The organism is Achromobacter sp., from assembly GCF_032102605.1.
Classification (GTDB): domain Bacteria; phylum Pseudomonadota; class Gammaproteobacteria; order Burkholderiales; family Burkholderiaceae_B; genus Achromobacter.
Genome location: NZ_DAMDGT010000005.1, coordinates 244,007 through 261,066, shown reverse-complemented (window position 1 = coordinate 261,066; position 17,060 = coordinate 244,007). Strand labels below are relative to the sequence as shown.

The 17,060-nt window shown below is 66.3% G+C and carries 18 protein-coding genes; 9 read left to right on the top strand and 9 right to left on the bottom strand.

Features of this window, described 5'->3' with window-relative positions; genetic code table 11:
- Positions 1–23 precede the first annotated feature (23 nt).
- From RT614_RS13970 to RT614_RS13960, 3 genes are read left to right on the top strand one after another with little or no spacing between them, the layout of a single operon-like run.
- Positions 24–857 (top strand): CoA transferase, encoded by an 834-nt coding sequence (locus tag RT614_RS13970; RefSeq protein ID WP_313622706.1) that lies wholly within the window; start codon positions 24–26, stop codon positions 855–857.
- The gene (locus RT614_RS13965) at positions 850–1,584 is read left to right on the top strand and encodes a CoA-transferase (RefSeq protein WP_313622705.1); all 735 of its coding nucleotides are present in this window, start codon (positions 850–852) and stop codon (positions 1,582–1,584) included. The genes RT614_RS13970 and RT614_RS13965 overlap by 8 nt, the downstream gene beginning before the upstream one ends.
- Positions 1,585–1,631: 47 nt before the next feature.
- Positions 1,632–3,125 carry a class I adenylate-forming enzyme family protein gene (locus RT614_RS13960; RefSeq protein WP_313622704.1) on the top strand — a complete coding sequence of 498 codons (1,494 nt, stop codon included), beginning with the start codon at positions 1,632–1,634 and terminating at the stop codon, positions 3,123–3,125.
- A gap of 44 nt (positions 3,126–3,169) precedes the next feature.
- Here RT614_RS13960 and RT614_RS13955 read toward each other — a convergent pair whose 3' ends face one another.
- Positions 3,170–4,141: a tripartite tricarboxylate transporter substrate binding protein gene (locus RT614_RS13955; RefSeq protein WP_313622703.1), complete on the bottom strand. Its 972-nt coding sequence runs from the start codon at positions 4,139–4,141 to the stop codon at positions 3,170–3,172.
- Between the two features lie 71 nt (positions 4,142–4,212).
- The gene (locus RT614_RS13950) at positions 4,213–5,082 is read right to left on the bottom strand and encodes a fumarylacetoacetate hydrolase family protein (RefSeq protein ID WP_313622702.1); all 870 of its coding nucleotides are present in this window, start codon (positions 5,080–5,082) and stop codon (positions 4,213–4,215) included.
- A gap of 190 nt (positions 5,083–5,272) precedes the next feature.
- Here RT614_RS13950 and RT614_RS13945 point away from each other — a divergent pair, with 190 nt between their 5' ends.
- A complete protein-coding gene (locus RT614_RS13945; RefSeq protein WP_313622701.1) occupies positions 5,273–5,941 on the top strand; it encodes a FadR/GntR family transcriptional regulator in 669 nt (222 codons plus the stop codon).
- Positions 5,942–5,991: 50 nt separating this feature from the next.
- Here the strand turns inward: RT614_RS13945 and RT614_RS13940 are convergent, their stop codons facing one another.
- A complete protein-coding gene (locus RT614_RS13940) occupies positions 5,992–6,879 on the bottom strand; it encodes a LysR family transcriptional regulator (protein ID WP_313622700.1) in 888 nt (295 codons plus the stop codon).
- A gap of 202 nt (positions 6,880–7,081) precedes the next feature.
- Here RT614_RS13940 and RT614_RS13935 point away from each other — a divergent pair, with 202 nt between their 5' ends.
- From RT614_RS13935 to RT614_RS13925, 3 genes are read left to right on the top strand one after another with little or no spacing between them, the layout of a single operon-like run.
- The gene (locus RT614_RS13935) at positions 7,082–7,561 is read left to right on the top strand and encodes a carboxymuconolactone decarboxylase family protein (RefSeq protein ID WP_313622699.1); all 480 of its coding nucleotides are present in this window, start codon (positions 7,082–7,084) and stop codon (positions 7,559–7,561) included.
- Positions 7,562–7,570: 9 nt separating this feature from the next.
- The gene (locus tag RT614_RS13930) at positions 7,571–8,326 is read left to right on the top strand and encodes an SDR family oxidoreductase (protein ID WP_313622698.1); all 756 of its coding nucleotides are present in this window, start codon (positions 7,571–7,573) and stop codon (positions 8,324–8,326) included.
- Between the two features lie 20 nt (positions 8,327–8,346).
- Positions 8,347–8,841: an Ohr family peroxiredoxin gene (locus RT614_RS13925; protein WP_313622697.1), complete on the top strand. Its 495-nt coding sequence runs from the start codon at positions 8,347–8,349 to the stop codon at positions 8,839–8,841.
- A 7-nt stretch (positions 8,842–8,848) separates the two neighbouring features.
- Here RT614_RS13925 and RT614_RS13920 read toward each other — a convergent pair whose 3' ends face one another.
- From RT614_RS13920 to RT614_RS13895, 6 genes are all read right to left on the bottom strand, one after another.
- Positions 8,849–9,853 (bottom strand): LysR family transcriptional regulator, encoded by a 1,005-nt coding sequence (locus RT614_RS13920; protein WP_313622696.1) that lies wholly within the window; start codon positions 9,851–9,853, stop codon positions 8,849–8,851.
- Positions 9,854–10,003: 150 nt separating this feature from the next.
- Positions 10,004–10,438, bottom strand: coding sequence for a cupin domain-containing protein (locus tag RT614_RS13915; protein ID WP_313622695.1), 435 nt, complete (start codon positions 10,436–10,438; stop codon positions 10,004–10,006).
- 120 nt (positions 10,439–10,558) lie between these two features.
- Entirely contained in the window at positions 10,559–11,437 is an 879-nt protein-coding gene (locus RT614_RS13910; protein ID WP_313622694.1) for an RNA polymerase sigma-70 factor, read from the bottom strand.
- Positions 11,438–11,551: 114 nt separating this feature from the next.
- Positions 11,552–12,496, bottom strand: coding sequence for a bestrophin family ion channel (locus RT614_RS13905; RefSeq protein ID WP_313622693.1), 945 nt, complete (start codon positions 12,494–12,496; stop codon positions 11,552–11,554).
- A 29-nt stretch (positions 12,497–12,525) separates the two neighbouring features.
- Positions 12,526–13,173, bottom strand: a complete 648-nt coding sequence (locus tag RT614_RS13900; RefSeq protein ID WP_313622692.1) for a DedA family protein — start codon at positions 13,171–13,173, stop codon at positions 12,526–12,528.
- A gap of 210 nt (positions 13,174–13,383) precedes the next feature.
- Complete coding sequence (locus RT614_RS13895; RefSeq protein WP_313622691.1) at positions 13,384–14,424, bottom strand: LacI family DNA-binding transcriptional regulator; 1,041 nt, start codon at positions 14,422–14,424, stop codon at positions 13,384–13,386.
- Between the two features lie 208 nt (positions 14,425–14,632).
- Between RT614_RS13895 and RT614_RS13890 the strand changes: the two genes are divergently transcribed.
- Both RT614_RS13890 and gudD read left to right on the top strand, forming a co-directional pair.
- On the top strand, positions 14,633–15,604 hold the full coding sequence (locus RT614_RS13890) for a tripartite tricarboxylate transporter substrate binding protein (RefSeq protein WP_313622690.1): 972 nt from the start codon (positions 14,633–14,635) through the stop codon (positions 15,602–15,604).
- Between the two features lie 67 nt (positions 15,605–15,671).
- Positions 15,672–17,021: a glucarate dehydratase gene (gudD, locus tag RT614_RS13885; protein ID WP_313622689.1), complete on the top strand. Its 1,350-nt coding sequence runs from the start codon at positions 15,672–15,674 to the stop codon at positions 17,019–17,021.
- The last annotated feature ends 39 nt before the right edge of the window (positions 17,022–17,060 follow it).

Genomic DNA, 17,060 nt, shown 5'->3' with positions numbered 1-17,060 from the left:
CCACAACAAGCAGGAGGAAGACAATGGCTTCAGGATTCAATCAAAAGAACAAGCAGTGCTCATTGCAGGAACTGGCGGCGCTGGTGCCCGATGGCTCGTCCATCGCGCTGGGCGGCAGCTTCCTGCATCGCGGGCCCTTCGCCTTCGTGCGCGAACTGATCCGCCAGGAAAAGCGCGGCCTGGAACTGATCAAGCAATCGCCGGGCTACGACGTGGACATCCTGTGCCGCGCCGGCGTGCTGCGCCGCGTGCGCGCGGGCATCGTCGCAATGGAAGGCAACTTCGGGCTGGCGCCGTGGTATCGGCGCGCCGTGGAACGCCGCGAAATCGAACTGGAAGAGCACGCCTGCGCCAGCCTGACGGCTGGCCTGCGCGCGGCGGCGTTCGGCGTGCCATTCCAGCCTTGTGGCGGTTTGCACGGCAGCAGCCTGCCGGAGCTGAACGGCTGGAAATGCCTGGACGATCCCTACGGCAGCGGTCAGAAGACCTGGGTGGTGCCCGCCATCCGGCCGGACTTCGCCGTGATACAGGCGTCTGAAGTGGATGCGCAGGGCAACGTGCGCGTGCATGGCACCGCGCACTGGGACCGCATCATGTCGCGCGCCGCGGGCAGCGTGCTGGTCGTGGCCGAGAAGGTCGTCGACAGCGCGGTGTTCGAGGCGCAGCCGGAATCCACGCTGGTGCCGTATTTCATGGTGCAGAACTACGCAGTGGTGGCGGGCGGCGCATGGCCGGGCTCATCGTGGCCCGCCTACGCCATCGACTATCCGGCGGTGGAGGCCTACATGGACAAGAACAGCGATCTGCGGGCGCACATGGCCGCGGCGCCCGAAGCGCAGGAGGGGAATCATGGCTGAGCAATGGTCGGGCTTTTCGTACATCGTCACCAACCTGGCGCGCTTCATCCGCCCGGACGAAATCACCTTCAGCGGCGTGAATTCCACCATGCCCATGCTGGCCTGCCTGCTGGCCAAGCGCGCGTACGAGTGGGACTTCGTCTATATCAACGTGGCTGGAGGCGTGGATCCCAGGCCCTCGCACATCCCATTGTCCAGCTCCGACCCGGTGCTGGCCGAGCACACGGCGTCGATCTTCTCCAACGAAGATTTCTACGACCTTTGCACGCGCGGGCGCATGGACCTGACCTTCCTGGGCGCCGCGCAGATCGATGGCGCGGGTTGCGCCAACAACTCGTGCATTGGCGACTGGCATGAACCCAAGGTGCGCCTGCCGGGCGGGGGCGGCGGCGCAGTGATGCTGCCCACCGCAAGGCGTGCATGCACGTGGCGCACGGAGCATTCGCGCCGCACCTTCGTGCCGAAGCTGGACTTCATGACATCCTGGGGCGGCTTCCACGGCGTGGTGACGCCGATCGCCGTGTTCGTCAAGCGGGACGGACGTCTGGCGCTGCAGTCGTGGCATCCGGAATCCAGCCTGTCGGAAGTCCGCGAGCGCACCGGATTCGAGTTCGATGCAACCGGCGCCGAGCCGACCGCGCCGCCCACTGCGGACGAGGCCCGCGTCTTGCGCGAGCTGGACGCGGACGGCCAATTCGAACGCGACGCCGCCGTTGCGCTGCGCTAGCGTCAATCACGATAAACGGAGCCCGGCACGGGCCCGGGGAGACAGCCATGACGATTGCCGACGCCACGATCGTGGCCGCGTTTGCACGATTGTGGGGCCAGCCGGAGCGGGCGGCGCGGACCGCCATCGTGACCGCCGAGGGCGCACTGTCCTACGCGGAACTGCGCCGCCGCGTGGGCCAATTTGCGGGCGGCCTGCGTGCGGCCGGTGTCCGGCCGCATGATTACGTTGGCGTGGCCATGGAGCGTTCACCGGAGCAGGTGCTGGCCATTCTTGGCGCCATGGCGGCAGGCGCCTGCCCATGTCCGCTGGAGCCGCGGCTGTCGGTCGAGGAAACCGCCCGCCGGGTGGCGGCCGTGGGCCTGGGCTGGATGCTGTCCGATCAAGGCAATGCGGCAGCCGCGCAGGCCTGCGGGCTGCCTGCGACACGACTCCTGGAGGCCGATCAGGTCGCGCAAGGGCCCGATGACTGGACGGGAGCGGACGTTGCGCCCGATTCACCCGGCCTTCTGCTGTTCACCTCCGGCAGCACGGGCAATCCGAAGGGCGTGCTGCTGAGTCATCGCGGCCTGGCGAACAATGCCCGCGGCGTGCTGGCGCACACTGGCCTGACTTCAGCCGACCGCCTGTTGCACGTCATGCCGCTGCATCACACCAACGCGCTCAATAACCAGATCTTCGCGCCGCTGCTGGCCGGGGCCAGCGTGGCGCTGGCCGGCCGGTTCCGCGCCGAGGACATGCCGGGCCTGCTGAAAGCCTTTCGGCCCACGATAGTCACGGGCGTGCCGACGATGTACGCGCGGATGCTGGAACTGGAGTTCGATGCGGACCGCCTGGCCGGGTTGAGATTCGCGCGTTGCGGTTCGGCGCCCATCACGGAAGCTTTGCACAGGCGCATCGAAGCCTTCCTGGGCTGCCCGCTGATCGTGTCGTATGGCCTGTCCGAGGCCACCTGCACGTCCACCATGAATCCGCCCGACGCGCGGCGCCTGGGGTCGGTGGGCACCGTGCTGGCGGGGCAGGACGTCAGTCTGCGCCTGCCGGACGGCAACCGTGCTCCGGCCGGCGCCGAGGGCGAGATCTGCATCGCGGGCGAAAGCCTGATGCTCGGCTACCTGGGCGTGGAAAGCGGGCAGGCAGGGGCGCCAGAGATGTTGCGCACCGGAGACCTGGGCCGCTTTGACGAAGCCGGCTACCTGACCATCACCGGCCGCATCAAGGACGTGATCATCCGGGGCGGCGAGAACATCTCGCCCGCGCTGATCGAAGGTGTCGTGACCGGCCTGCCCGGGGTGGCCGCCTGCTGCGTGGTGGGAGCGCCGGACGACGACCTGGGCGAGACGCCCGTCATTTTCGTCCAGCGCAACGGTCAGCTCGCGCCGGACACGGCAGGCATACAAGCCGAGGTGCGGGCCCGATTGGGCCGCATCTACGTGCCGCGCGACGTGTTCTGGATTGAACGCCTGCCCGAGAACGCGGTGGGCAAGGTGGACCGCAAAGCGCTGTCGCGGCAGGTGGCTGACCGCCAGGCCGTGCAATAGGCCGGAAACGCAGCCGCCATCCGCGAGGCGGCGGCCGCAGTCCGTCATTCGACCTTGCCGATCCGCTTCACCGCCACTTCCAGCGACGCGGAATCCTTTTTCCAATATTCGTCGAACGCGGGCGCGTCCAGGTATTGCACCGGGCTGCCCGTGCCGGCGATGCGGGCCTGCACGCCGGGATCATTGACGATGTCCTTGACGGCTTGGCGCAGCGTGTCGATGACGGCGGGCGGGGTGCCGGCCAGCGCAAAGACGCCGGACCACTGCACGAAGCTCGCGTCGTAGCCGAGTGACTTCAGCGAGGGCACCTGCGGCAGGCTGTCCAGCTTGCCGTCTCCCCAATGCGCCAGCGGCCTGACCCGTCCGGCCTGGATAAGCTGCATGACGCTGGAGGGGCCGGTGGCCAGCGCATCGACCTGGCCACCGACCAGGGCCTGCACCGCCGGACCGGCGCCCGTGAACGGCACGTGCATCATCTTGATGCCGGCGGCGCTTTGCAGCATTTCCATCGGCACGTGCATCGTTCCGTAGATGCCGGAGCTGCCATAGCTGAGCTTGCCGCCTTGGTTCCGAGCCGCGTCGATGAACTCCGCCAACGTCTTGTAGGGGGCGTCCGCGCGCACCACCAGCACGGTGGGGTCGGCCGTGATGCGGGCGATGGGAACGAATTGCTCGAGCTGGTAGGCCGGCTTGCGTTCAAGCAGGCGGTCGGCGGCCGGCAGGATGGAAATCGACGACAGGCTCATCAGCAGCGTGTAGCCATCCGGCTTGGCGCGGCCCGCCTGACCGATGCCGATGGCGCCGCCCGCGCCGCCCTTGTTTTCGATGACGATGGGCTGGCCGAGTTTTTCGCCCATGGCCTGGGCCAGGGGCCGGGCGATGGTGTCGGCGACGCCGCCGGGTGGGAAGGGCACAACCAGGGTTACGGGGCGTTCGGGATAGCCGGCGGCCATTGCCGTCGCCGTCCCGAACCATAGCAAGGCAGCCGCGGCTACCTCTTTGCAGCGCAGATTCATGTCTCACTCCTCTTATGGCTTCAAGTGCCGCGGCGCGCCGGAATCTGTGCCCGGTCGCGCTGGTTTCGTCTTCAGACGAACCGGTTTTCGATCCTTCCGATGCCGTCGATCTCTATCCGGACCGTATCGCCGGCCTTGAGGAACTGCGGCGGATTCAGGCCCTGGCCCACGCCCGCCGGGGTGCCGGTGGCGATGACGTCGCCGGGATACAGCGTGATGCCACGCGAGCAGGTTTCGATCAGGGTGGGGATGTCGAAGATGAGGTCTTCGGTGTTGCCGTCCTGGCGCAGTTCGCCGTTGACCCAGCAGCGCACCCGGGTCTTGCGGCCGTCCAGCTCGTCGGCCGTCACCAGCCACGGGCCCATGGGGCAGAACGTGTCGAACGATTTGCCCAAGTCCCACTGCTGGTGGCGCATCTGCACGTCGCGCGCGGTGACGTCGTTGACCACGGTGTAGGCGACGACGTGGCTCATGGCCTCGGCACGGGAGATGTTGCGGCCGCCCTTGCCGATCACCACGGCCAGTTCGGCTTCGTAGTCGATCTTGTCGGAAATGCCCGTGGGCAGTTGCACGTCGGTCCACGGGCCGACGACCGTCTGCGGCACCTTGGTGAAGACGATGGGCCACGACTCGGGATTGGCGTCGTTGTCCTTGAAGACGGAGTCGCGCAGTTCCTTCGCATGGGCGTGATAGTTGCGCCCCACGCAGAACAGATTGCGCTGCTGCGCCGGCAGGGGCGCTTCATGTTCGACCTGGTCCCAGCGATAGGACGGACCGGTCTGGGCGGGCAGGGCGCGGCCCTCGGCCAGCCATTGCACGGCCGTCAGCGCGCCGGCCGCCGCCAGCGGCGTGGGAAAGTCCAGCGCGGTTACCGTGCTGCCGTCGTCGGAAACGACGCCCACGCGGCGCGTGCCATCGATTCGAAATACTGCAATTTTCATGTTTGCTCCCATGGCGGCTGTCGCCGTCTTTGATGACATACCAAAAAATACCAATTGGCGAGAATGTCCGGCCCAATTGACGGCAGGATAAACCATAAGCGGAGCGTTGCGAACGAAGTATCGCGGTGGGCCGTATTTTTTATTGGACTGATTTGGTATCATCCAGGCGCGATTCAATTCGGGAGCCTTCATGAATAAAGCCTCCGCCATGCGGGCGGCCATCGTTGAAAACCTGCACTCCGGCGCGTGGCCGGCCGGCCATCGGCTGCCGACCGAACGCGCCTTGAGCGAGCAGTTCGGCATCAGCCGTTCCACCGTGCGCCGCACCTTGTCCGAGTTGAAGGACGAAGGCCTGATCTCGCAGCGGGTGGGCAGCGGCACCTATGCCAGTCCGCCGTCCACGCTGGCGCAGACCGAGGCGCTGCTGCGCGGGGAGGTGTCGTCCACCAGCCCGGCGGAGCTGATGGCCGCCCGGATGGTGCTGGAACCCGCGATCGCCGCGCTGGTGGTCCAACACGGCACGCCGGCGGACTTTGCCGCCTTGCAGAACGCCTGCGACGAGGCCGAAGCCGCGTCCAGCTTTGAGGCGTTCGAGGTGTGGGATGCGAAATTGCATGAACTGATGGCCACGGCCACCCACAATCTCTTCATCGAAAAAGTGTTCGCGCTGATGACGGCGGCGCGGCAGCAAGCCACGTGGGGCGCGCTCAAGCGCAAAAGCCTCACGCCGGAAAGGCGGGCGGCCTATCAGGCCGAACACCGAGAGATCGTCGAGGCGCTGCACGACCGCGACGCCGATCGCGCCATGGCGGCCGTGCGGCGGCACTTGCTGCACGTCCGTGACAATCTGCTGGGCTAGGGGCCAGGACGCGCTGCGCCCAGCCGGAGACGGCTTGTTGCCGCAAAGGCTCAATTGACATGCAAGTGCCGCTGCAGCGTGTCCAGAAACACTCTCGCGCGGGCCGGTGTGACGCGGTTGTCCGACAGCGCGTAGATGGTCGCCGAAGGCAGTTTCCATTCAGGCAGGATCTGTTCCAGGGCCAGGTCGCGCAGGGTTTGTGACATCGCCTGATGGCTGGGCATCCAGGCGATGCCCAGCCCCGCCGTGGCGAGCTGCACGCCCAGCGCCGAGCTGTTGGTGCCGATATGCGCGGGACCCTTCACGTTGAGCAGGCTGTCGCCTTCGCCCAGCGTCCAGTCCTGCAGGTCTCCCGTGATGATGCGCTCATGCAGGCCCAGGTCTTCGGGGCAGGTCGGGCGTCCATGGAGGTCGAGATAGCTCCGGGCGGCGACCAGTATCCATTGCACCTGCGCCACCTGTTTCTGGATCAGCGAGGAATCTTCCAGGTCGCCGGATCGCAGCAGCAGGTCGAACTGCTGGCCATTGCGGCCGGTATCTGCCGTGCCCAGCTCCACTTCAAACGAGATCTGCGGATGGGTTGCGCGCAATTCCTTCAGCACGGCCGGCAGCACGGTGGTCAGGCCGGGCATGACAGACACGCGCAGCGTCCCCGCCAGGTGATTCAGGCTGGAATTGATGATCTCGTGCGCGGACAGCGCCCCTTCGACGTGCGCCGCGCATTCGTCGAAGTACTGCTGGCCGATCGCCGTGAGGCTGATCTTGCGCGTCGTGCGGTTCAGTAACTTGTACCCCAGCGTCTGCTCCAGCTGCGTCAGGCGGCGGGACAGGGTGGCGACGGGAATGCCGAGCTCCGCGGCGGTCGCGGACAGTTTTCCGCGCTTGGCGACCTCCACGAAGTAGTGGACGTCCTGCATCGAGATTTCGTTTCTGTTCATGGTGTGTTCCGCGCGCGAGCCTTGGTTGCGCCCTATTGTCTTCGGCTTGGGACCGGGCGATTGTTGTCATTGCGGCAACATCGTGGTCCCCGGCGCGGGGCTACTGCGTAGGGCCCTGGCGGCCTACGATTTGGGCGTCGGTCAAGCAATGCGCAGTACCCGATATTCCCGTCGGGCTGCACCCAACCACCAAGGAGCCACCATGAGCCAACGTATCAACGCCTTTGCCCAATCGCCTGAACTGTTTAAGAAGTTCGTCGAATTCGGCATGCTGACGAAGTCCGGGACGATCGAAAAATCGATCCTGAACCTCGTCGACATCCGCGCTTCGCAGATCAACGGCTGCGGCTTCTGCCTGGACATGCACATCAAGCAGGCCAAGCTGGCCGGCGAACGTGAACTGCGCCTGCATCACCTGGCGATCTGGCGCGAATCCGGCGAGTTCTCGTCGCGTGAACGCGCGTGCCTGGCCTGGACCGAGGCGCTGACCACGCTGGGCGTGCATGGCGTGCCGGATGACGTGTACGAGCGCGTGCGCGGCGAACTGTCCGAAAAGGAACTTTCGGATCTGAGCTTCGCGATCATGGCCATCAATGGCTGGAACCGCCTGAACGTCGGCTTCCGGACCGTTCCCGGCTCTGCGGACAAGGCCTACGGCCTGGACAAGGCCCAATTCAACTAAGGACTGATCATGAAAATCCTCGTCATCGGCGGCACGGGCCTGATCGGCTCCAAACTCGTCAAACTGCTTACCGAACGCGGCCATGAGGCCATCGCGGCCTCTCCCGCCACCGGCGTGAACACGATCACGGGCGAAGGCCTGGACGCGGCCCTCAAGGGTGTCGACACGGTGGTCGACGTGGCCAACTCGCCGTCCTTCGAAGACAAGGCGGTGCTGGAATTCTTCCAGACCTCGGGACGCAACCTGCTGGCGGCCGAGGCCCGGGCCGGCGTGCGCCATCACGTCGCGTTGTCGGTCGTGGGCACCCGCCGCCTGGCCGAAAGCGGATACTTCCGCGGCAAGATCGCGCAGGAAGACCTGATCGAAGCGGGCGGCATTCCTTACACCATCGTGCACAGCACGCAGTTCTTTGAATTCCTGGGCGGCATCGTGCAGTCGGGCACCGATGGAAACGACGTGCGGCTGTCCGCCGCCTACGTGCAGCCCATCGCATCCGACGACGTGGCCCTGGCCATGGCGGAAGCCACGCTGGGCGCGCCGGTGAACGGCATTGTTGAAATCGCCGGCCCGGAGAAGGTGCGCCTGGCCGATCTGGTCAAGCGCTACATGGGTAAAATCGGCGACACCCGCACCGTGCAGGCCGACCCGGGAGTGCGCTATTTCGGCGCGCTGCTCGAGGACGACACACTGGTGCCAGGATCCGGCCCGCGCCTGGGCAAGATCGATTTCGAAACCTGGTTCAGCCAATCGGGCGCAAGAAAGTAGCGGCGGCCACAAGGACCCACATGAGCAAACTGCGGCCTCCTCCCCAGAATCTCCTGGACAAGTACCGGGGTGGTGATTTTCGTCCTCTGTACACCACCAGCGTGACGGTGCGCGGCGGGGAGGCCGCGCATGGCCGCGCGTCCGGCATGGCCATTTCAGATGACGGCGAATTGATCGTGGAGCTGCGCCTGCCGGTCGAACTGGGCGGAACGGGCGGGGGGACGAACCCCGAACAGCTCTTTGCAGCCGGGTACGCCGCATGTTTTCACGGCGCCTTGAGCATGCTGGCGGAGCGATCGGGCCTGTCCATTCCCCAGGCGTCCGTCACGGCCACCATCTCGTTCGGGCGTGATCCGGTAGACGGCCTGTTTGCCTTGACCGCGGACGTCAACATCCATCTGCCCGGCGTGGAAAAGGCTGTGGCCGAAGAACTGGTGCGCAACACGGAGCGCCTGTGCCCGTACTCCAAGATGGCGCAGGGCGGGATCGAAAGCGTGGTGGCGCTGACCCAGTAGGAAGCGGCTATGCCTGCTTGACCAGCAGGCTGTCCAGGATCTGCAGGTCCATGCCGCGGATGCCATCGGTCATGTAGTCGATGAACGCGCGCATCCGCGCCGGCAGATGCTGGCGGCTCAGGAAGCAAAGGTAATGCCCGCGATCATCCGGCGCATGTTGCGGCAGGCAGGCGACCAGCCTGCCGGCGCGCAGGTGATCGCAAACCTGGTAGGCGGCCATTTGCGCCAGGCCGTGTCCGTCCAGCACCGATTGCAGCACCAGGTCGGCGTCGTTGAAGGTCAGCATGGCGGGCGGCGCCACCTTGCGCAGCAGGCCGGCCACCTTGAATTCCCACTCGAAAACACGCCCGGACGCCAACCGGAAATTCACGCAGTTGTGGTCGGCGATATCGTCGACGGTGGCGGGAAGGCCGTGCGCCGCTGCATAGGCAGGCGAGGCGCAAAGCATCATCTGCATGGGGATGATCTTCTTGGCGATCACCTGGCTGTCTTCCATGCGGCCGTTGCGGAACGACACGTCGACACGGTCCGTGGTGAAGTCGGTGGGCCCGTCATCCAGCAGCAGCTCCACAGAGATTCCCGGATTCGTCTCGCGGAACCCCTTCAGGAGCGGCGCGATGATCTTGCGGCCGAAGCCCACGGTGGAGCACACGCGCAACTGGCCCGACGGCGGACCCTCGCGCAGTTCGCGCATGTCGTCGAGCGCCTGGATGATCCGTTCGACGCCCGGGTGGCATTGTTCGTAGAAGCGCTGGCCTTCGGGCGTCAGCGAGGTGCTGCGCGTGGTGCGCACGAAGAGCCGGGTGCCAAGTTGGTCTTCGAGTTTCTGAACGCTGCGGCTGACCGCCGAACGGCCGATGCCCAGGCGGTCGCCGGCCTTGGCGAAGTTGCCTTCCGCAGCAACGGCGATGAACGCCATGACGCCGGCGTAACTGGTGGCGAAGCTGTCGGCCAGGGAGTCCGGACCGTTGGAGGGCGGGGTAACCGAGGGGGCAGGGGAGGGTGTCGACATGTTGGCGGCGCCGCAAGGTGGGTTGATCCTACCGCTAAGACGGCGCGCCACGCAATCTTGTGACACGGAACGCGAAAAAAAACCGGCCTTCTTCGGGAAGGCCGGTCTTCGGCGGCAGAGGCGGGCCGATGGGCCGGCCATGCGTGTGCCCTATTTGACGGGGGTCAGGGCAGGGGCCCCTTGTTTCTTGATCAGGAGGACCAGGAACTTGGCCGGCTTGGTCTGGCTGGCGTTGCGTCCCACGGTGTGGATATCGTCCGGGCCTTCGTAATAGGTCTGGCCGGGCGTGAGCGTCACTTCCTTGCCGCCCTTCACCTGCATGACGATGGTGCCTTCAAGCACGTAGACGAAGCCGTGGGCATCGTGGCGGTGGATGGGGTCCGCCGCGCCGGGGGGGTAGTCGACGATGAGCATCAGGGCGTCCTTGCCGGGGATGTCCGGCAGGTCCTTGGTCATCAATTCCGTGACGATGGGGTCGGCGGGCGCGGCGGCCTTGGCATGGTGGGACTGGGCCCAGCCCGGCTGGCTGAACAGCAGCGTGGCGGCGGCGATAAGGGGCAATCCGAACTTCGTGGTTTTCGACATGGCCTTGTCCTTGGCAGAGTGGCGACAAGTCCATCGTAGAAGCGCGGGCGGCGCGGCGGTAGATCCCCGCAGGGGATCACCATGTTGCCCGCTGCGCACCAACGCGGGCGCGATGCCGCGTCAGCGTTGCTGGAGGGCGGCCGCGATGCGCGCCAGCTTGTCCGGATTGCGCTGGACCAGCACGCGGGTCAGGCGTTCGCCGTCGGTTTCGTAGGACTGCACGGATTCGAGCGTGCCGTCGATGAAGCGCAGCAGGGTCCATTGCCCATTGACTTGAACCACTTCGACGTGAAGCGCATCGCGGAACCGGCGCTTGCCCGCGTAGAACAGCTGGGCCAGGCGCTTGCCGCCCACCAGGCTGGCAAACGCGGAGACCTTGTCACCGCCGTCGCCGATGAGTTCGGCGTCGTCGCTCAGCAGGGCATGAAGGCCGTGGAAATCGCTGCGCTGCATCGCTTCGGCAAAGGCCAGCAGCAGCCGTTGCAGCGTGGCGCGCGGCACGCTTTCGCGCGGAGCGCCCTGGCGCAACTGCAACCTGGCGCGCCGCACCATCTGGCGGATGGCGGCGGGGCTCTTGTCCAGCGTCTGGGCAATGTCTTCGTAGTCGGCGTCGAACACGTCGCGCATCAGGAACGCTGCGCGGGCGTCGGGCGACAGGCGTTCCAGCATGAACAGAAATGCCACCGAAACATCATCGGCAAGCTCGTGGATCTGTTCCGGCGTGGAGGGCGCGGCCAGCAGCACGGGTTCGGGCAGCCAGACGCCCACGTAGTTTTCCCGTTCGGCCTTGGCCGCGCGCAGGCGGTCGATGGACAGGCGCGTGGTGACGGTGACCAGCCACGCCTCGGCATTGTCGATGGCGTCGCGGTCGGCGCCGTGCCAGCGCAGCCAGGCGTCCTGCACCACGTCTTCGGCTTCGGCGACGGCGCCCAGCATGCGATAGGCGATCGCCTGCAGGCGGGGGCGGTGTTGGTCAAATCCAAGTACTGAATCGGTCATGGAGGGGCCAACACCAGGGCATGAGGATGGGAAGGCAGGTATTTTGCCGCAGTGGCCCGGCCGCGACAAGCGCGCGGCGAGGCGATGCGGTTGCCGGCGTTCGCGGGCGAAAGGCTACAGCACGATGTTGTCGCGGCACAGCGGCGGCAGGGCGCTGACGCCGCGCATCTGCTTCACGTCGCGTTCCACCATCGTGCTCAGCTGGCTGATGGGCACGTCGTTGGCATTGCCCTCGAACGGATTTTCCGTGCTTTGGCCCACCTGTTCCAGCGACGTGTAGATCCACGAAATGATGACGCTGAACGGCGCGGCCAGCCAGGCCATTTCGCCGTGCATGAAACCGCCCGCGGATTGGCCGATCTGGTCGAACTGTCCCGTCAGGCCGAAGGGCAGCGCCACGCAAAACGCGCGCACGAAGAGTGTGTTGATGATGGCGTACTGGCGCGGGTACGGAAAATCCTTGATCCGTTCGGCCTGTCCTTGCAAGTCCATGAAGTCGCGGACGCGGCTGGTCAGGTCGGCGTATTCGGCGGCGGTGATGGCGCCTTGATCGAGCAGACTGCGGACCGCGAGCGCTTGTGCGTTCAGCAACTGCACCGCCTTGTTGTCCGCTTGCGCCAGCGGTTGTATTTCGCCCGGCGGCAAGTAGCGTGCCAGCGCGGCCTCAAGGGGAGCGCAGCGCTCCGGGATTACGTAGTGCCTCCGGTATTCGGAATTCGGTCGGCTTTCCGTGGTTTCCCAGACGCGGGCCGCGCGAAGCTGATAGCGCAGCGCCGTCATCCAGGCCAGATGCCTGTCGACAAGCCGGGCGGTTTGCGCGGCGTCTCCGGCGTAGGCCTGGCTGGTCATGCCCCAGGAGCGGCCGGCGCTGACGATGCTCATCCAGATCTTTTGCGCTTCGACTGTGCGCGTGTAGGTCTGCAAGGGAAGGGTCAGCCATTTCATGCCGGCAAGCTGGTAGAGCAGCACGGGTGGCAGGCTAAGCGCGACAAGACCATAGATGGATCTGCGCGTCCACAGAACGAATTCGCGCAAGCGATAGGATTTGCCCAGATGCATGATGTCGCTCCCCGTGCCGGCTGCGCCGTTCAGTGGATGCCCAGCCGCGTCTTGCGCGGCATTCTTGCCGCCCACGCGCGGCGCCCGTATCGATACGCCAGGTACAAGGCGGCCGCGGCGCCGATCGCGACGGCGGCCTGGCTGCCCACGGTCGAAAGCGTGGCCAGCAGCGCTTCAACCCGGGCCGCAAACGCCGCGCCCAACAGCAAACCTGCCGAGGCCCATAGCGCCAGCCCCATGCAGTCGTGCCATAAGAAAGACCGCAGGCGGATGCCGCTTGATCCGCACAGCGGCACGGCAACCATCGACAGACCCGGCATGAACCGCGCCACGATCAAGAGGCGCACGCCCCAGCGGCCGAAGAAGCGTTCGGTCCTGCTGACGCAGGCATCGCGTGAAAGCGACAGGTTGCAGACGGTGTGCAGGGTGCGGGCCCCGTAGCGCCGGCCGCCGCGAAACCAGACAAGGTCCGCCAGCACGCCCGCAAGCACCGCCGCGCCCAGCATCATGGCCAGCGGCATGGCGACGGGCCCCGATACGCCCGCGCCCGCGGCCTGGCTTGCGCCGACGGCGATGAGCGTCGGCATGACGGGCAGCGGCAGGCCCAGCGACGAGCCCAATACGTTCAGGAATACTGCGAGCACGCCGTACTGCGCGATCCACTCATGCGGCAGCATTCTGCGCTCCTTGCTTGATCCCGCTAGGGTCGATGGCTGGGGCGGACATGGCAGGTCTCCTTGGGTCGGGGCGCCGGACGGCTCGGCGCGTCAGGATCAATCCTAGGAGCGCCGCGTGCGTCGCGGTAGACCTGCGCAAGGATGCACGGTGTTGTCCGCGGGACAACAATCCGAAGCGGGAAGGGCGGGACGGAGCGCGGTCTTGGCGTCTTAGGCGCTTTCGCGAGTCACGATGCGAAAGCCGATCTCGACCACGGATTGCGCCGGCCGCTGTCCGTTGACGCGCAGGCCGATCATCTCGGCCGCCTGAGCGCCGATCGCGGCGCCGTCCACATGCACCGATGTGATGGAGGGCGCCATCGAAGCGGCGATATCCATGTCGCCGAAGCCCACCACCGCCAGCTGCCTCGGCACGTCCAGCCCCTGCGCGGCTGCTTCGGTCAGGACGCCCGCCGCCATCAGGTCCGAACTGCAGAACACCGCGTCGATGCCCTGGCCGGCGCGTTGCAAGGCGCGAAGCCCCTCGCGGCCTTGCGCATGCGTCGTCGGCGCCGGCATGTAATGCACCAGCGGTTCCGGCAGGCCGGATTCAACCGCAGCGCGCACCAGGCTTTCGGCGCGCAGCCGGGCGCGGTGATCGTCGCCGGTCAGCACGGCCTGGCGGGTCTTGCCGGCGTCGCGCAAATAATGGCTGACCGCGGCGCCGATCGCGTCATGCGACAGGCTGAGCAGCATGTCGATGGGCGAGTCGGTGGTGTCCCAGGTTTCGACGATGGGGATGCCGGAGGCCTTCAGCAGTTGCCGGCCCTGCGGCGAATGCATGACGCCGGTCAGCACGATGCCGTCCGGGCGGCGTCCGATGATGGCGCGCAGCAGCGCGTCCTCGCGGGGAGAGTCGTAGCCGCTCTGTCCCACCATCAGCTGATATCCCTTCGCTTCAAGCGAGCGCGTCAGTTCGGTAAGCATTCCGCCGAACAGCGAGCCCGCGATCGACGGCACCAGCACCATCACCAGATTGCTGCGCGACAGCCGCAGGCTGCCGGCCATCAGGTTGGGCACGTAGCCCAGCGCCTGGATGGCGGCGGTGACCTTGTCCAGCGTGGCGGGCGATACCTGCTGCGGCGTGTTGATGGCGCGCGAGACGGTAATCATGGACACGCCGGCTGCTTGCGCGACCTCGCGCACGGTGACGCTGGCGCGTTCGGAAGGGCGGGCAGGGGAGTCGGCAGGCGGAAGTCGGGACGCGCGCATCGTGGAAATAATGGGTCAGCAAAAACAGGGCCGGACAATTATCAAGCCTAACCGCTAGCCCGCGCCTGCGCGTCCGGGATTCATCAGGGTTTGTACGAATGGCGCCGCGCCGGCTGCGCGAAATACGCTAGAAAAACTGAAATGTTAACGTTAACAAGAAAATTGTTAACGTTAACTTTAAAAAATAGAACCCGACTCGGAGACAGTCATGAAGAGCAATGCGCGCAAGTGGATCGTTGGACTCACCCTGATGGCGGCGGCAGGCGCAGCCCACGCCTGGCCCGACAAGGCCGTCACCGTCGTGGTGCCGTTCCCGCCGGGTGGCGCGACCGATTCCGTAGCGCGCGCGCTGGCCAACAAGCTGGGTGAACAGCTCAAGCAGTCGTTCGTGGTGGAGAACAAGGCGGGCGCCACCGGCACGATCGGCGCCTCGCAAGTGGTGCGCGCCGCGCCGGACGGCTACACCCTGATGGTCACGTCCCTGGCCCCGCTGGTTGTGGCGCCCCACCTGATGAAGGGCATCACGTACGACCCCGCCAAAGACTTCACCTACCTGACGGTGGCGGTGCAGACGCCCAACGTCCTGGTGGTCAGCCCCCAGCTCGCGTCCAAGGTCAACAGCGTGCAGGACGTGTTGGCCCTGCTGAAGTCCAAGCCCGGCGCCATCAGCTTCGCCACGTCGGGCGCGGGATCTTCCGATCACCTGACGGCCGAGCTGTTCTGGCAGAAGACGGGCACCAAGGGCTTGCACGTGCCCTACAAGGGCGGCGCGCCGGCCATTTCGGACCTGTTGGGCAATCAGGTCGACATGTCCTTCCAGAACGTCAACGCCGTGCTGCCGCACATCAAATCCGGCAAGCTGAAGGCGATCGCCGTCACGGGTTCCAAGCGTTCGCCGGTGCTGCCCGACGTGCCCACGTTCGCCGAGGCCTCCGTGCCCGGCGTCGATGTCTACGCCTGGCAGGCCGTCGTGGCGCCGAAGAACCTGCCGGCCGACGTGCGCGACAAACTGTCCGCGTCGTTGACCGCGGCTCTCAAGGATCCGGCGATCAGCAAGCCGTTCACCGATATCGGCCTGGAGGTCGTGGCCAATTCGCCCGAGGAATTCACGAAGTTCCAGCAGCAGGAGAGCGCGCGCTGGAAGCAGGTCATCGAGACCGGCGGCATCTCCGTCCAGTAACGCCACGCAAGAACGCAATAACGCAATGCGCCCGGCCGCCCCGGCCGGGCTTCTTCAAGAAGCAAACATGACTCTTCACGCTACCCAGGCTTCCCGCCAGACCCCGACGATCACCGAGATGCGCGTGGTGCCCGTCGCCGGGCAGGACTCCATGCTGCTCAACCTGAGCGGCGCCCACGCGCCTTACTTCACGCGCAACCTCGTCATCCTGACCGACAGCGCGGGCAATACCGGCGTGGGCGAAGTCCCGGGCGGCGAAAAGATCCGGGCCACGCTGGAAGATGCGCGCGCGCTGATCGCGGGCAGTTCCATCGGCAACTACCAGCACACGCTGAACCAGATGCGCCAGGCGTTCGCCGGCCTGGACAGCGGCGGCCGCGGGGCCCAGACCTTTGACCTGCGGGTGGCCATCCATGCCGTGACGGCAGTGGAGTCGGCGCTGCTGGATCTGCTGGGCCAGCACCTGGGCGTACCCGTCGCCGCGCTGCTTGGCGAGGGCGTGCAACGCACGTCGGTGCAGATGCTTGGCTACCTGTTCTACGTTGGCGACTCCGCGCAGACCCCGCTGCCGTACCAGACGGCGCCCGACGCCGTAGGCTGGCTGCGCGTGCGGCACGAGAAAGCGCTGACGCCCGAGGCAATCGTCAGGCTGGCCGAAGCGGCTTACGAGCGTTACGGATTCGAGGACTTCAAGCTGAAGGGCGGCGTGCTGCGCGGCGAAGAAGAGGTCGAGGCCATCCGTGCATTGCACGAGCGCTTCCCCGAGGCCCGCATCACGCTGGACCCGAATGGCGGCTGGCTGTTGAAGGATGCGGTGCGCCTGTGCCGCGACCTGCACGGCGTGATGGCCTATGCCGAAGACCCTTGCGGCGCGGAAGGCGTGTTCTCCGGACGCGAGGTCATGGCCGAATTCCGCCGGGCGACCGGGCTGCCCACCGCCACCAACATGGTCGCCACCGACTGGCGCGAGATGGCGCACGCGCTATCGCTGCAATCGGTCGACATCCCGCTGGCCGATCCGCATTTCTGGACGCTGCAGGGCTCGGTGCGCGTGGCGCAGACCTGCCAGGCGTTCGGCCTGACGTGGGGGTCGCATTCCAACAACCATTTCGACGTGTCGCTGGCGATGTTCACGCACGTGGGCGCCGCCGCGCCGGGCCGCGTCACGGCCATCGACACGCACTGGATCTGGCAGGACGGGCAGCACCTGACGCGCAACCCGCTGCAGATCCGCAATGGCTATATCGATCTGCCGCAAACCGGCGGCCTGGGCATCGAGCTGGACATGGACGCCGTCGAGCGCGCCCACCAGCTGTACCTGCAGCACGGCCTGGGCGCGCGCGACGATGCCACGGCCATGCAGTACCTGGTGCCGGGCTGGAAGTTCGACAACAAGCGGCCTTGCCTGGTGCGTTGAGCCCGCGCTGCGCCGCTGTTTCGATGCCGGTAACCGCGA